The sequence below is a fragment of the Aquidulcibacter sp. genome (assembly GCF_049239865.1).
Taxonomy (GTDB): Bacteria; Pseudomonadota; Alphaproteobacteria; order Caulobacterales; family Aquidulcibacteraceae; genus Aquidulcibacter.
On sequence record NZ_JBMLTR010000191.1, the window covers coordinates 42,245 to 55,093 of the forward strand.

Genomic DNA, 12,849 nt, shown 5'->3' on the forward strand with positions numbered 1-12,849 from the left:
TTTTGACTAGGGCCACGTTACCAAAGGGTAGTGAATCTTTTGTTACCAATAGGTAGAATTTGCCGATTCACAATTAAACTTGATCTATTCTTCTGATTCAAAAGAAAAACCCGGACGATTGCGAGGCAATCATCCGGGTCATAGTGGCGCTCAATCAGTCAGAGGCTTCAGCTTTAGCGAAAGAGCGACAAAGCCGTTTGCATGCCTGAGTTCGCGATGGACAGGGCTTGGATGCCCAATTGCTGTTTCACTTGCAAGGATTGCAATTTGGCGCTTTCAGCCGACAAGTCAGCATCAACCAGCGAACCAATACCGGTGTTCAACGCGTCTTGAAGCTTGCCAACAAAGTCACGATGAACTTGCATCCGCTTTGCCCCAGCACCCCAGGTCGCCAATTGTGTACCCAATGCGGTGATTGAGTTATTGACTGCCGTTAGGGCGGCTGCGGCATTGGTCGTATTATCGACCGCCGAAGTCCCGGTGACGGTCACAACCCCACCGCCCAAGCTTAGGTTTGCGCCCGCAATCGTGATATTGTTCGCCCCGGCCGAGTCCCCCAACGCAATGGCGCTGTCGGGTGTTGCCTTCACCATATTGGTGCCGTCAAAGGCGGCATTGGCCACGACAGTTGTGATTTGATCGCGCAATTGGGCAAAGTCGGCGGCTAAAGCCGCCTGGGAACCGGCAGAGAGGCCGGTTTGGGTTGCGGCCAAAGCCTTGGCTTTCATCTCGTTGAGCAATTCCATGATCCCTTCGCCAGCTGCAATGCCGGTATCGAGAATAGCCGTGGCGCGCTCGTTCGATTCACGCACGCGGCTATAGGATTCCACGTCTGTGCTCATTTTGTTGGCAATCACCCAGACTGCCCCATTGTCGCGGACATTGGCGACCTTTTTGCCGGTTGAGATGGCGGACTGCGATTGTTGGAGTTCGAGGCCGGTTCTGTTGAGGTTTTGAACGGCGGCCATGGCGCCAATATTGGTGTTGACACTGATCATTGTGATCTCCTTGCATTTAGCAATTGGTTTGACTTTAAGTCACGCGTTGCTGAAACGGGCGCTATGGCCCTGTTGGTGAGGAACTTCGCTCAGCCCATGGGTGCGGACAGCCGCCCCCAAGCACACCGACACAGGGTCGGCGTGGTGAAACTCTCGAAGGCACGAATACAAAGAGGGTGTGGGGTCAGCCGGGGCTAGCGGAAAAAGGCCAGCGCGAGTTGGGACGCACGATTACTGATCCCGTGCGGCAATGACTCCAATTGTTGACGGATCTGCAGCGCTTGTAGGCGGGCAGCATCGGTCGATAGGTCACTGGTGGTTTCCTGCGTTGAATTGGCAGCCACAATCGCTTCCATCTGGGTCAGAAAGTCCAGGTGATGGGCTTTGGGCAATTTATCCGGCAGGTTTCGAGGCATTGTCAGATCAAGCTCAAAGGCCGTTTGGCCCTTGTCTGACGCTGTGTCGCGAGCGCGTGTGTCGTCCGAACTTTTTTGGGACGGGTCACTCCGGGCTGCGACCTGCAGCTGTAAGGCCTGTACAGGCCCTAAGCTGGAGTTGATGCCAATCATTGTATGATCCTTCATCAAGCGGTGGAACGCCATTTAGGCGCTTGGTTGTTGTAACCGAGGGCGATATTACCCATGAGTTACCAATAAACCGTCCGCAGAATCGGGAGATATTAAGCTAAGTTAGAGCTTGATTTGAGGTGATTTTGACTTTGATTTAAACTAGATTTGAATTGGATTTTAGTTAAATTTTTTGACTAGACGCGGATGTCGATCACGCGCCCGGGGCGGGCCAAGCCATTTTGCGGTGCTGGCTCTTCTGCCTTGACCGAAGGCGTTGAATTCATAGCAGAAGCAGGCCGCGCTGGCGGGGTATCGGTGGTTGGTGTCCGAGGTAAGCTCGAGCGCTGATTGGCAGCACTCAACAATGCTGCAAACGCCTTGCGGGCCTCTGTCGCCTCCGCAGACGGGCGCGCCGCAGCAGGGGTTTGGCCGAGAGATTGGGGGAAAAGAGGCGGATCAACTTTCATAAAGTCAGGGCTAATCTGCGTCGCGTTAATGATTTACGAACAAATTCAGAAGGCACGTCGCCCCAAGCAGCAATTTTTAGGGCGTTGAATTTCGCGCCGCCAATTGTGCCAATTCAGCGGCCACTTTCGGGGTGATTTCCCCTTGGTGGCGGGTCAGCACAATGCCCTTGGCACTGATGACATAGGTCTCTGGCACGCCGCCTAGGCCCAATTGCACGCCCGCCGCGCCCTGCCGATCAATGCCAGTTTGCGCATACGGGTCGCCCAATTCGTCGAGATAGGCTTGGGTTTTGCTGGGGTCATCGCGGTAAGCAAGGCCGATAACCACAAAGCGCTTATCCTTGGCCAGTTGCAGCAGCATGGGGTGCTCGACCCGACATGGCGCACACCAGGACGCAAACACATTCACAATGACGGCGCGGCCCTTGTAGCTCGTAAGGTCGAGGGTCTTGCCGTCCATATCTGGCAACATAATGGGCGGTACTGGCTTGCCGATCAAAGCACTGGCATGGCGGTCGACGCGTTGGCCAAACATCGCCCAAGCAAATAGCCCGGCTAAAGCTAGGAATAAGGCCAGCGGCAGAAACGCCATCAGGCGATTGGCAGAGGGCTGTGCGCTCATGAGGGTGTGCCCGCGTCTTTTTCTTGGCGCAAGGCTTCCAAGCGGGCTTTCTGGTTGCGCCCTGTCACATTGGCGCGCAGGATGAGGCCAGCGATCACGGCGGCGCTTAGACCCCAAGCACCCCAGACAAAGCCAGCATAGCCGCCCATGGCTAAGAACTCAGCGAAGGAAGCAAATTGCGGAATCATGACTGCAACCTCGCCTGAATCGCGTCGGCTGAGCGCTTCCAGATTTCCGCGCGCATCGCGGCCAAGGTCAAAGCGGCAAAAATCAACAGATAGGCAACGCCCATAACAAGCAAGGGGTGTAAGAGGCTGGGGTCGAGGCTGGGGCCACCTTCGCGAATGATGGAGGCTTTTTGGTGCAACGTATTCCACCATTCAACCGAAAAGCGGATGATCGGAATATTGATCGTGCCGACCAAGCACAAAATGGCCGCGGCTTTGGAGGCCTTGCTGGTTTCGTCCAAAGCGCTGCGCAGCGCCATATAACCCAAATAGAGGAAGAAGAGCACGAGGACCGAGGTCAAACGTCCATCCCACTCCCACCACGTGCCCCACGTTGGGCGGCCCCAGATGGAACCTGTGGCAAGGCAGAGCGCGGTAAAGGCTGCCCCGATTGGTGCCATCACTTTGGCGGCAATATCGCCAAGTGCATGGCCCCAAACCAGATAGGAAATGCTGCCAATCGCCATGCCGCTATAGGCACCGACCGCAATCCAAGCCGACGGCACATGAATATACATGATGCGCGCGGTCTCACCCTGCTGATAGTCCGCTGGGGCATAGAGGAGCGACCAAACCACGCCGATAGCGGAAACAATCACAGCCAACACACTGGTAATTGGCAACAGCCAGTTGCTGAGGCCTAAAAAGCGTTGCGGGTTTGCGAAGCCAGAAATCATAAGTCCTCAGTTAGAACGCACACGCCATCAGGTCCAGCGTTAGAGCTTTATCAGACGCAGCACGCGCGCTTTTGTGAGAAGTCAGGGACCCGCTTGCAGAAGTAAGTCAGTCGGGGTCGTCAATAAGGTCCAGGACTTAGCTGGAATTTCAAACGCCCATTGGTCGGTTTGGGCGGCCAGACGGTCGCCTTCTTCTGGGCTTGCGGCCTGACTTGCATCCATGCGCAATTTCACCCAATAGTGACCTTCATCTTCATGGCCGTCCAGCGCAATGACCAAGCCTGATTTCAGGCTCGTCTCATGGCTAAAGCGTGTGGGACCGGTAAGCCTGTTAGCCCGCCGAGTATCTTGGAATTCCAAGCGCCCAAGCAGCAGTGCGATGTCGGTTATCAAGGGGTTTGCTTTGCCGCCGACCGGCGCAAATCCGCCATCTGGCCGCCGGACAATATCAAGCTGGCCTTGCCCCGGACGCGCGAGGCTGACCGTCGCGATCCGCTCGGGCGCAAAATCCAGTTTGGGCAGGTCCAGCCATGCGCTCGGATTGGTAAAACTCGGCCAATCCACCGAATTGACTTCATAGAGCGCGGTCTCACCCGCAAGCTGTACCAAGGTCTGTTCGCCCCGTTTAGCCAAAATCAACGTGGCGAGCGGGGTACGGTCGTCGGCCTCTAATGTCAGCCATACCCCGTCCCCACCCTTGCGCGGATCGATTTGGCTGGCAGCAGACTCTTGTTTTGTCGGCGTGGGCAAGGCGCGGAGATAGCGCAAGTCACTTAGCGCCTTGATGAGACGGCGTAACGGTTCATCGCCTGCATTGTACCAATCAGCCCGGGGCAACTTCCAGGTTCCAGACACATCTGCCAGTTCAAACTGGGCGACGGGTCCCACGACCTTTACCCAGCCGATACGCGACACCTCTTTGGCAAACTTTGGGAATACCTTGCCGGACCTGCGCTGTTCCCGCTGACCATTGGGCTTAGTTGCAGGTGCAACAGTGCTAAGACCCAAGCCCGCCACACAAGCTCCGCCCAAGCGAAATAAGATATCCCGTCGTTTGAGGTCGCCCGTGGTCAAATTCGGCTTGGTCATTGGGCAAGCCGCCGCTGCTGGCGTCGCCTGAAAACCTGAACCAACAGCCCTGCCAGCACGATCAGCAGGGGGATCACAATGCCGGGGATTACCATGAGACGGGTTTTGATGCGCGCAACACCCTCGCGCACACCTTCTTGGACAGCCCGCAAGCGGGTGCGGGCTTCTTGCACCTCTTGGCGGACTTGGGCGAGTTCATTGTCGGTGACGTCTGACGCGATGAGGTCCTTGGCCGCTTCCTTGGCCTCGATCTCTTTTAAGCGGGTTTCAGCCAAGGCGAGACGACTTTCCAAAGCCTGCTCTTCTTCCAGCACGCGCGCTTGCGCCGCCTGCCGCAGCTTTTCGACCTCTACCAAATTGCGCGGGCGAGGTGTGCGGGATCGCAGCTCCACAAGCTGTGTTTTGCCAGCCAGATAATCCACACTATTGAGGATCAGGCGCGCATTGTCGGCCACAGCGCCAGTGTCATTGACATAAAGGCTATCGGCCAACAAATCGACGTCGCCAAAAACGAGGATTTGGCCGGGCTTATCGCTTGCCGCGAGCGCATCCACTTGTCGCTTGGCTGGATCGCCATTTGGAAAGGCCGTGCGCCAAGAACCGCTAACTTCTGCTGCCAAGACTTGTCGCTGACCAGAGCTTTGCCAATCAAGCTCAATATCTTGTGGGCTTAGACCCGATAAAGTGCGCTTGGCCTCAAGGCGCATCGTATCGGGCGACGAGGTCAGCAGCGGGGTGAAGCTGGTGCCTGTCTGGCCAAGCCGAACCACTTCGCCGGGCGTTGCCACATGAACGCCTTGGCTTAAGGCCCGCGTGACAGCATGATCCTGATTGAGGCCGCTGGCGGGCACTTGAAAAATCAGCGGCTGGGGTGCAATTGCCGCGCGGCCAGCAAGGCCCGTCTGTACCGGCAAAGCGTAGGCGCGATCGGCAATCACATCGCCTTGCACGCTAAAGCCCCACGCTTGGGTCAAACGACCCAGCGCTTGGGTCCCCTGTTGCTGACCGCCGCCGCCATCGCGCGCAATGGTTGAAGCGGGGTCCAGAAGCAACAAAAGCTTGCCGCCTTTGAGAACATATTGGTCCAGCGCAAATTGCTGCGCCTCGGTCAGAGGCTCAGGCTGAGCAACAATCAGCACATTTGTGTACGCCGGAATTGTCTGAAAATCTGAGCTTAAGAGAGAAAACTCGGTCTCCTGCATCAATAAGGATGCAATCTCGGCCACCGGCCGCATGGTGCCGCTTTCTGGGTCGGTTGCCACGAGCCAAGGCAGGCTGGTGAGCATCGCAACCCGTGTTCGGTTCGGTTCGCTCAGTTTGATCACGGCGCGGGTTACTTGAAACTCAAGGCTGGCGGCGTCGGCTGGATCGAGCAGCGGCACCACCAAATCGCGGCCATAGGGGCTCTTCAGCACTAAACCCAAAAAAGCGGCCGCATCATCCGGGCGCGGCCCCGGAATAGGTGTGAGACCTGCCTTTAAAGCTTCCTCTTCACGGGCCGAAAATGGCTTGGGATCGATGATCGTCAATCTGATCTGGCCATTGGCTTCGCGCGCATAGACCGACAGCAAATCAGCCGCGCGCTGACTAAAGCCCCGCATCACTGGGTCTTCGGTCAAGGCCTCGCGGGAAAGATAAAGCCGCAGCTCTAAGGGTTGTTTGAGCTCGCGCAACACGGCGTTTGTATCGGCTGAGAGGGTATAAAGCTGGTCTTGGGTGGTATCGACACGCAGAGCCGCCAGCCAGTTTTGGCTGATCACTTGGCTGCTCACAAACAAAACAACCAAGAGAGCCGCAGCAAGGCGGGTGAAGAGGGGCCGCTTCATGCTTGCCCCCCACGCTTCGTGTCGACCCACAGGCCCGTCAAGCACAGACCCAGCGCTATAACGGCCAGAAAATAGCTCAGCCCGCGGGCTTCAATCACGCCGCGTTCAAATCCTGCAAAGGCATCCAGCATGGAGAGTGAGGCGAGCGCCTCTGTCAGTGGTAAAGGCAGGAAGGCCGCCAAGGTGCTACTCACCAGCGGTAGCCCAGCAGCAGTGGCCAGAAAGCTCACGCCCAAAGCGATGACAAAGCTTAAGACTTGGCTGCGGCTGACAGAAGACGCGGCCATTCCGATTGACAGATAGGCCCCCGCCAGCAGGCAAGAGCCCAGATAAGCGGTCAAAGTCGCCCCATGATCGACAGGCCCAAGCAGGCTAAGGCCCAGCCAGAGTGGTGTCGTGAGGACGAGCATCAGGCATGCCAGAGTCCAAGCCGCCATGAATTTCGCGAGCACCAGCGCCGACGTCGGCACGGGTAGGGCGAGCAAGGTTTCTAAAGTTCCCGTCCGCGCTTCATCGCTCCACGCCCGCATGCTTAGCGCTGGCATCAGGACCACAAACAGCCACGGATGAAATTGGAAGAAAGCGACCAGCTCCGCCCGCCCGGCCTCAAACAGGCCGCCCACTTGAAACGCCAATAGGACAGAAGCCGAGATAAAACTCGCCACAAACATATAGGCCAAGGGATTGCCGGCATCTTGGCGCAACTCACGGCGGTATAAGGCGCAAAAGCCAGTCCAAAAGGCGGTCATGTTTGCGCCTCGTCCGGATTTGACGCCGTGGGCGAAGGTCCTGCGGTCAAGCGATAGAAGACATCTTCAATCCGGCCCTCAGGGTTTTGGGCTGCAAAGTCCGCCGGGCTTTGATCGGCGCGCACTTGGCCCTCCGCGATCAAGATCAAGCGGCTACATAAAGTGGCGGCTTCATCCAATTGATGGGTGGAGATTAAAATGATCCGTCCGGGCGAGAGCTCGCGGATCAATGCATGCGTCACCCGCTTCTGATTAGGGTCGAGGCCATCGCTGGGTTCGTCGAGGATCAGGACAGGCGGGTCATGGGCCAACGCACCAGCCAGCGCCACGCGTCGCCGATAGCCTTTCGACAGGCCTTCAATCCGCCGATCCAGCACATCTTCAATCTGGGTTCGCTTGGCAGCTTGGGTGAGGAGATCGGGGCGCTGCTTACGCGCCACCCCCCGCGCGGACAATAGAAAGTCCAGATAGCTGCGCGGGGTCATATCGTCATACAAGGGTGCATGTTCAGGCAAATAGCCCATCACGGCTTGGGCGGTCTGTCGGTTCGACCAGACATCATGGCCCATCAGTTGAACTGTGCCCTGATCGGGTTCCAACGTGCCAGCAATCATCCGCAAGGTCGTCGTCTTGCCGGCACCATTGGGGCCGACAAAGCCGACCACTTCGCCAGGTGCGATTTCAAAGCTGATAGAGTTCACACCCCTTTGGCCAGCATAGGTTTTGGTGAGCCCGTCAAGTTTCAGCATGCTGGTGTTCGATCCCGTCGCAGGTTGGGCTTTCTAACCCTCAGAACCGGGCAGGGGAAGGGCAGCCGACAGGTCGTATGATTAGTTGCGTGCAGGGCGCTTCAGGCGCGACTTGCGTGATTGTGGTCTCTGGCGCGGTTGTGCCTCTACGTCGACCAATATGGCCATTGGCAGAGGCTCAGCTTCGGTCGAGGCGGGTGCAAGGCGCACGCCGCCGCCAACCGGTTCAATCGTGTCGATAAAACCGCCGACGGGCGGCAATGCATCGGTGGACCGTGTGATACGCACGTTGCGAGGCCGTTCTTTGCGCACTTCCGCCTTCACTTGCGGCGCGGTGACGCCGTCAGAGCGATAGGTGGAGACGCTTTGGGCTTGCCCAGTGGAGGCAAAGCCCAATGCCATCAGTGTTCCAAGGTAGGCCGCGTGCTTGATCATGGCGCTGCCCAAGCAAAACTTACGCCAAACCTGACCCTTTAGAGACCGCGAGCGGCGGCTAGCTCTGCAAGGCTGACCAACGGGCGCGCGCCATAATGGGAAATCACTTCCCCAGCTGCCAGTGAACCCAGTTTTCCGCACGCTTCAAGTTCACGACCGCTGGCCAAGCCATAGAGCACGCCTGCCGCATAAAGATCGCCAGCACCCGTGGTGTCGACGACTTGGGCAACAGGATCGGCGGCAACGGTCACAACTTCGACGCCACGCGCCAGAACCGAACCCTTTTCAGAGCGGGTCAGCGCGACCAGGTCGCAATCCTTGCGCGCTGCGGCCAAGGCGGTGTCAAAGTCTGGCGCGTCATAAAGCGCGATGATCTCGGCCTCATTGGCAAACAAAATGTCGATGTGATTGGCAACCAGATGACGGAAAGCCGCCTTATGACGGTCGACGCAGAACAAGTCCGACAAGGTCAGCGCCACCTTATTGCCAGCAGTGTGGGCGATCTCAGAGGCCTTTACGAAAGCTGCTTTGGCTTCTTCGGCGTCAAACAAATAGCCTTCCAAAAAAACAATTTGCGCGGCAGCAAGTTTCGCAGGGTCCAAATCCTCTGGCGTCAGCAGGGGTGAGCAGCCCAAGAAGGTGCTCATGGAGCGCTGGCCATCGGGCGTCACATTGATCAAGCAGCGCGCGGTCGAAGGGCCATTGGCATGGGGCGGGGTGTCATAGGCCACGCCGCCAGCATTCATGTCATGGCGAAACACTTGGCCCAAGGTGTCATTGGCGACCTTGCCAATATAGGCCCCTTTGCCGCCCAGAGAGGCGATGCCAGCCAAAGTGTTGGCGGCAGAGCCACCGGAGCTTTCTTGACCGGCTGCCATGGTCGCATAGAGGCGCTCCACCGCAGGCTCATCAAAAATCAAGGTCATGGCACCCTTGGCGATTTGATGTTCGGCTAGGAATTCGTCCGATGCGGGTGCAATCACGTCAACAATCGCATTACCTACACCGCAAACATCAAATTGGGTCGTCATCTCTAAGGGCTCCTTGCCGCAAGCAATTTAGTGCGGGCCTGCTCTAGACGTTTGCGCGCGATGCGGCTAGCGGCTTGGACATGAAACCAATCGCACTCCTCGTCACCCATGATTATTACCCCAGCCGCCCGGATCGGGCTGAACCCGATTATGCGCATAATCAACTTGTGCTGCTGCGCGAGGCGTTTGCGCCATCGGGTGTCGAGATAGAGCCGGTGTTCTGGCAGGATGACGGCACGGATTGGTCGCGCTTTTCAGCCGTTCTGCCGCTTTTGGCGTGGAACTACCCGCAAGCGACTGAGACCTTTTTGAAGCGCGTTGCCGAAATTGAAGCCTCAGGCGCGCGCTTGCTAAACGATGGCGCGGTCATCCGCGCTAATATGGACAAGGGCTATTTGGCAGAGCTTGAACGGCGCGGTGCCCCTGTACCCCCAACCTTGGCCGTCGATGCCTGCAGCCCCGACGTGATTCTGGGCAGCTTTGATGTGCTGAATGCCGATGAGATCATCATCAAACCGCGCATTGGCGCAGGCGCTTGGCGGCAAGCCCGTTTGAAGCGTGGTGAACCTGTTCCTTCCGACGATATATTGCCCCCGGCAGCTGCCTTGATCCAGCCCTTCCTGCCCGCGGTGACGGAAGAGGGCGAGTTGTCGCTGCTTTATTTCGGTGGGCGGTTTTCCCATGCGCTGATCAAGCGGCCAAAAGCGGGTGATTATCGCACGCAAGGCCAGCATGGGGCCGTCGAAACGGGCATTGATGCACCCGAAGGCGCGTTGGAAGCCGCGAAAGCCGTGCTGGCCAAGGCCGACGGCACGCCTTTGACTTATGCGCGGGTTGATCTCGTGCGCGGGGCAGACGGCAATTGGTTGTTGATGGAGTTAGAGCTGATTGAGCCTTGGCTTTATCTGACGCTCGACCGCCAAGACGGTAAGCACGGTGCGAAGCTCTTTGCCCAAGCCGTGCTGGAGCGGCTTTAATCGTTCTGGATGATGCGGATCAGGCTACCGTCTGGGTCAATCAGATAGGCGATGGTCAGGCCTGATGGCTCACGCTTGGGTGGATGCACGCGGGGCATACCGGTGTGAACTTGGGGAATGCCAGAAGCGACGCACGCCTGATAGAGGCCCTGCAAGTCGTCGACCCGCAAACAGCTGCCAAAGGACGAGGTCGTGGGGTCAAGGTCGGGATAGGGAAAGAACTCAAGTTGCAGGCCGCCGCGTGACAGGATCATCCAGCCGGGCGAAACATAATCTTCCGTGAAACCCAGCTTTTGATAGAAGGCAGAGGTCGCCGCCATATCGCGAGCGGGTAGATTGGGCGTGGCAAAGTCGGTCATGCATTCGCCCCTAAACGCTCGCCACGCAGAAGTCTTGGCAAATCACCGACGGCACCGCCGGCATGGCTCGCAAAAAAGCGCCGCGCTGGGCCAATGGCATCGACAATCCCGAGGCCGAGTGTCCGTAGTGCCCGGACCGGGGCAATGTCGTTGGAGAAAAGCCGGACGAAGGCATCGCACGAGATAGCCAGCGTCATCGTATCGGTCCGCCGCCATTGGGCATAGCGCTCCAGCACCGCCAAATCACCTAAATCTTGGCCGAGACCGCGCGCCTCGACCAGAACTTCCGCCAAAGCCGCAACGTCTTTGAGGCCAAGGTTCAGGCCTTGGCCTGCAATTGGATGAATGCCATGGGCTGCATCCCCGGCGAGGGCCACACGCGGCTTGGCCCAAGTGGCGGCAAGCTCCATCGACAAAGGATAGGACCAGACGGGTGCATCAAGCTTGACCGCGCCTAAGAAGTCGCCAAATCGGCGCGCCAATTCTTGCTCCAGATCGGGGCGGCTCATGGCCAGAAGGGCTTTTGCGCGGCTGGTCTTCTCTGACCACACGATATTGGCGCGATGATGCATCAGCGGCAGGATGGCAAAGGGGCCTGTTGGCAAGAAATATTCATGCGCAACGCCTTGATGGCTGTTTTCCATCGCAACCGTGGTCACAATGCCGGTTTGATCATAGGCCCAGCCATAGGTGCGGATACCCGCCTTTTTGCGGACGTAAGAGCCGCGACCTTCTGCGCCGACGATCACGGGCGCGGTCAAGATCTTGCCCGACTTCAAGCGCGCCGTAACTTGGCCCGTGTCAATTCGTAGATCGTCGATCTCATCGGGGGCAAAGCGCGTGATTCCGGACCGTGTGGCGGCCTCTTTGTCGAGCGCGAGGCGGATTCGGCGGTTTTCAATCATCCAGCCCAAGGGCTCATCGCCTGCACCTGTCTCACGATGGTCGAAATGCAAGGTGAGGGAAGACGGGCCACCTTTGCGTGAGGGGCTACTGATCCGGCCGTCCGACACCAAAATCTGTTCAATCGGCTGAACTTCGCCAATGTGGCTTGCGACCCCCAAGCTCTGCATCATACGATAGGTCGCAAACCCCATAGCGGTGGCGCGCCCGTCAAAGGTTTCTTCCAACAAGTCCGCCGCCGGTAAGCGGTCAATGACGGCCACCTTCAGGCCACCTTGGTCAAGTGCCAAGGCCAAAGTCAGGCCAACCAAGCCACCGCCCGAAATCAAGACATCAAAATTATGGGGGGCTTGGGCCATCAGGCAGTCTCAGCAAAGAAGTTGGTGGCGTCGGTGATTAGGGCCTTGGCGGCGGCTTCAACAATCTTGCCGCCTTGCTCTGGCGTCGACTGGGTTGGGTCAGAGCCGATGCGGCCATCCGCAAAGCGGCGGCGATAGTCTGCAGCATCGCGGATCGGGCCATTAGGCGCGATCTTCGGGTCTAGCACCAGCTTCGCGAGGTCTGCGCGTTCTGGATAGGCCCAATAAGTGACTGCCACTTCAGAGGCTGTGCCGTGCGAGCCATGGCCGACGGGATACATGTCGAGGCACAACCGTTCTATCCCCGGTAATTCCCACCAATTCTTCAGCATATGGGCAAAGGGGGCTGCCTCACCGCGCAGTGAAAAAGGCGCATAGGTTTCCGCAAAAGCGGCTTGGATCGTGGCGACATTGCCGCCATGGCCATTGACCCAATAGAGGCGGTCAAAGCCCGCCCGCGTTAGGCTGGCCGTCCAATCGACAATGGTGGCAATCATGGTGGAGGGTCGCAATGTCATAGAGCCCGGAAAGCCCATATGGTGCTGGGCCATGCCGATCGAAAAAGGCGGAGCGATCAGTAAGTCACCCTGCTTTTCAGCTTCCCGCGCAATGATGTCGGGGCAGAGCGCGTCTGTGCCGATCAGGCCTGTTGGGCCATGTTGCTCGTGACTGCCAATGGGAATGATGATCCCGCGCTTGCCTGCTTTCAGCCGCTGATCAATTTCGGGCCATGTGGCTAAAGACAAGAACATGTGGGCTTCCTTTGGACAATCCGAGTGAGAGAAACGAGAGCAAAAAGGTTGTAGAACGGT

Annotated in this window: 16 protein-coding genes; 1 reads left to right on the top strand and 15 read right to left on the bottom strand. The window is 57.9% G+C overall.

Annotation, left to right across the window (positions count from 1 at the left end; genetic code table 11):
- Positions 1 to 173 precede the first annotated feature (173 nt).
- The 12 genes from ACOVRA_RS13565 to ACOVRA_RS13620 all read right to left on the bottom strand — a co-directional run bounded on the left by ACOVRA_RS13565 (position 174) and on the right by ACOVRA_RS13620 (position 9,439).
- Positions 174 to 998, bottom strand: a complete 825-nt coding sequence (locus ACOVRA_RS13565) for a flagellin (protein WP_298227859.1) — start codon at positions 996 to 998, stop codon at positions 174 to 176.
- A 194-nt stretch (positions 999 to 1,192) separates the two neighbouring features.
- Complete coding sequence (locus tag ACOVRA_RS13570) at positions 1,193 to 1,582, bottom strand: hypothetical protein (protein ID WP_290801765.1); 390 nt, start codon at positions 1,580 to 1,582, stop codon at positions 1,193 to 1,195.
- A 179-nt stretch (positions 1,583 to 1,761) separates the two neighbouring features.
- On the bottom strand, positions 1,762 to 2,034 hold the full coding sequence (locus ACOVRA_RS13575) for a hypothetical protein (RefSeq protein WP_421720761.1): 273 nt from the start codon (positions 2,032 to 2,034) through the stop codon (positions 1,762 to 1,764).
- A 76-nt stretch (positions 2,035 to 2,110) separates the two neighbouring features.
- Positions 2,111 to 2,656 (bottom strand): DsbE family thiol:disulfide interchange protein, encoded by a 546-nt coding sequence (locus ACOVRA_RS13580; protein WP_421720762.1) that lies wholly within the window; start codon positions 2,654 to 2,656, stop codon positions 2,111 to 2,113.
- The gene (ccmD, locus tag ACOVRA_RS13585) at positions 2,653 to 2,844 is read right to left on the bottom strand and encodes a heme exporter protein CcmD (protein WP_421720763.1); all 192 of its coding nucleotides are present in this window, start codon (positions 2,842 to 2,844) and stop codon (positions 2,653 to 2,655) included. Before ccmD ends, ACOVRA_RS13580 begins: the two co-directional genes overlap by 4 nt.
- On the bottom strand, positions 2,841 to 3,560 hold the full coding sequence (locus ACOVRA_RS13590) for a heme ABC transporter permease (RefSeq protein ID WP_421720764.1): 720 nt from the start codon (positions 3,558 to 3,560) through the stop codon (positions 2,841 to 2,843). Before ACOVRA_RS13590 ends, ccmD begins: the two co-directional genes overlap by 4 nt.
- An 81-nt stretch (positions 3,561 to 3,641) precedes the next feature.
- Positions 3,642 to 4,649 carry a hypothetical protein gene (locus ACOVRA_RS13595; protein ID WP_421720765.1) on the bottom strand — a complete coding sequence of 336 codons (1,008 nt, stop codon included), beginning with the start codon at positions 4,647 to 4,649 and terminating at the stop codon, positions 3,642 to 3,644.
- Positions 4,646 to 6,475, bottom strand: coding sequence for a Gldg family protein (locus ACOVRA_RS13600; protein ID WP_421720766.1), 1,830 nt, complete (start codon positions 6,473 to 6,475; stop codon positions 4,646 to 4,648). The genes ACOVRA_RS13595 and ACOVRA_RS13600 overlap by 4 nt, the downstream gene beginning before the upstream one ends.
- Positions 6,472 to 7,224 carry an ABC transporter permease gene (locus ACOVRA_RS13605; protein ID WP_421720767.1) on the bottom strand — a complete coding sequence of 251 codons (753 nt, stop codon included), beginning with the start codon at positions 7,222 to 7,224 and terminating at the stop codon, positions 6,472 to 6,474. Before ACOVRA_RS13605 ends, ACOVRA_RS13600 begins: the two co-directional genes overlap by 4 nt.
- A complete protein-coding gene (locus tag ACOVRA_RS13610; RefSeq protein WP_421720768.1) occupies positions 7,221 to 7,973 on the bottom strand; it encodes an ABC transporter ATP-binding protein in 753 nt (250 codons plus the stop codon). The genes ACOVRA_RS13605 and ACOVRA_RS13610 overlap by 4 nt, the downstream gene beginning before the upstream one ends.
- A gap of 81 nt (positions 7,974 to 8,054) precedes the next feature.
- The gene (locus ACOVRA_RS13615; protein WP_421720769.1) at positions 8,055 to 8,408 is read right to left on the bottom strand and encodes a hypothetical protein; all 354 of its coding nucleotides are present in this window, start codon (positions 8,406 to 8,408) and stop codon (positions 8,055 to 8,057) included.
- Between the two features lie 38 nt (positions 8,409 to 8,446).
- Positions 8,447 to 9,439, bottom strand: a complete 993-nt coding sequence (locus ACOVRA_RS13620; RefSeq protein WP_421720770.1) for an adenosine kinase — start codon at positions 9,437 to 9,439, stop codon at positions 8,447 to 8,449.
- An 80-nt stretch (positions 9,440 to 9,519) separates the two neighbouring features.
- Here ACOVRA_RS13620 and ACOVRA_RS13625 point away from each other — a divergent pair, with 80 nt between their 5' ends.
- Positions 9,520 to 10,416, top strand: a complete 897-nt coding sequence (locus ACOVRA_RS13625; protein ID WP_421720771.1) for an ATP-grasp domain-containing protein — start codon at positions 9,520 to 9,522, stop codon at positions 10,414 to 10,416.
- Here the strand turns inward: ACOVRA_RS13625 and ACOVRA_RS13630 are convergent.
- Genes ACOVRA_RS13630 through ACOVRA_RS13640 form a run of 3 tightly spaced genes read right to left on the bottom strand, consistent with a single transcriptional unit; the run spans position 10,413 to position 12,789 of the window.
- Complete coding sequence (locus tag ACOVRA_RS13630; RefSeq protein ID WP_298227836.1) at positions 10,413 to 10,775, bottom strand: bleomycin resistance protein; 363 nt, start codon at positions 10,773 to 10,775, stop codon at positions 10,413 to 10,415. The genes ACOVRA_RS13625 and ACOVRA_RS13630 overlap by 4 nt on opposite strands.
- Positions 10,772 to 12,037 (bottom strand): UbiH/UbiF/VisC/COQ6 family ubiquinone biosynthesis hydroxylase, encoded by a 1,266-nt coding sequence (locus ACOVRA_RS13635; protein ID WP_421720772.1) that lies wholly within the window; start codon positions 12,035 to 12,037, stop codon positions 10,772 to 10,774. Before ACOVRA_RS13635 ends, ACOVRA_RS13630 begins: the two co-directional genes overlap by 4 nt.
- On the bottom strand, positions 12,037 to 12,789 hold the full coding sequence (locus tag ACOVRA_RS13640) for a creatininase family protein (RefSeq protein WP_421720773.1): 753 nt from the start codon (positions 12,787 to 12,789) through the stop codon (positions 12,037 to 12,039). The genes ACOVRA_RS13635 and ACOVRA_RS13640 overlap by 1 nt, the downstream gene beginning before the upstream one ends.
- Positions 12,790 to 12,849 lie beyond the last annotated feature (60 nt).